The organism is Streptomyces endocoffeicus (genome assembly GCF_016741935.1).
Classification (GTDB): Bacteria; Actinomycetota; Actinomycetes; order Streptomycetales; family Streptomycetaceae; genus Streptomyces; species Streptomyces endocoffeicus.
The window spans coordinates 1-1,257 of record NZ_JAERRG010000153.1; the positions used below are offsets into that span (position 1 = coordinate 1).

1 pseudogene is annotated in these 1,257 nt (G+C 71.4%); it reads left to right on the top strand.

The features are described from left to right. Positions 1 to 272: 272 nt before the first annotated feature. Positions 273 to 1,257, top strand: a pseudogene (locus JK364_RS54310) (acyl carrier protein); the annotation flags it as partial.

A 1,257-nucleotide genomic window follows, 5' to 3' on the forward strand; every position in this document is an offset into this window, starting at 1 on the left:
GGGACATCAGCGACACCGATCTGACACGGATCTCACAGGCCGGCATGTCCGCCCTCACCGCCGACGAAGGCCTGTCCCTCCTCGACGTCGCCCTCGCGACGGACGAGCCCGGACTCGTGCCCGCCAAATTGGACATCGGCACGCTCCGAGCGCAGGGCGACAGCATGCCGGAGGTGTTCCGGGTCCTGGTGCCCACGATCCGGCGACGCCGCGCCGGCACCGGCGCCGGGTCGGACCTCCTGCGGCGGCGGCTCGCCGCACTGCCCGCCGCGGAATGGGAACCGGCCCTGCTCGACCTCGTCCTCGGGCAGGTGGCGCTCGTCTTGCGGTTCAGCTCGTCCGAGGCCCTCGAACCCGAGCGCGCCTTCAAGGAGCTGGGCTTCGACTCCCTGACCGCTGTCCAGTTCCGCAACAAGGTGAACGAGGTCACCGGGCTGCGGCTGCCCGCGACCCTCGTCTTCGACCACCCGACGCCGAGGGCGCTCGCCCGGTACCTGCTGGACGAGGTGTCGGGCTTCCAGCACGGCGCGGCGTCCCCCGGCGCTCCGGCCGGCCCCGTGGACGACGAGCCGATCGCCATCGTCGGCATGGCCTGCCACTACCCCGGAGGGATCGGGTCACCGGAGGACCTGTGGACGGTCGTCCGGGACGAACTCGACGTCGTCTCCGGCCTCCCCGCCGACCGCGGCTGGGACTTGAACCGTCTCGTCGACCCGAGCGGCACGCGCCCCGACACCAGCTACACCGACCAGGGCGGGTTTCTCTACGACGCCGCCGACTTCGACGCCGGCTTCTTCGGGATCAGCCCCAATGAGGCGCTGATGATGGACCCGCAGCAGCGGCTGTTGCTGGAGACCTCGTGGGAGGTGCTCGAACGCGCAGGCATCGACCCGGCGTCGCTGAAGGGCAGCGCGACCGGCGTATTCGCCGGGATGGCGTTCCACGACTACGCCTACAACAACAGCACGGGCTCAATCGCCTCCGGGCGCATCTCCTACGTCATGGGACTCGAAGGCCCCGCCGTGACCGTGGATACGGCGTGCTCGTCGTCGCTGGTCGCGATGCACCTGGCCGCGCAGGCGCTGCGGTCCGGCGACTGCTCCCTCGCGCTCGCCGGCGGGGTCGCCGTGATGGCCACACCGACGATGTTCATCGAGTTCTCCCGGCAGCGCGGCCTCGCGCCGGACGGCCGCTGCAAGGCGTTCGCCGACGCGGCGGACGGTACGGGCTGGGCCGAGGGCGTGGGCATGCTGCTCT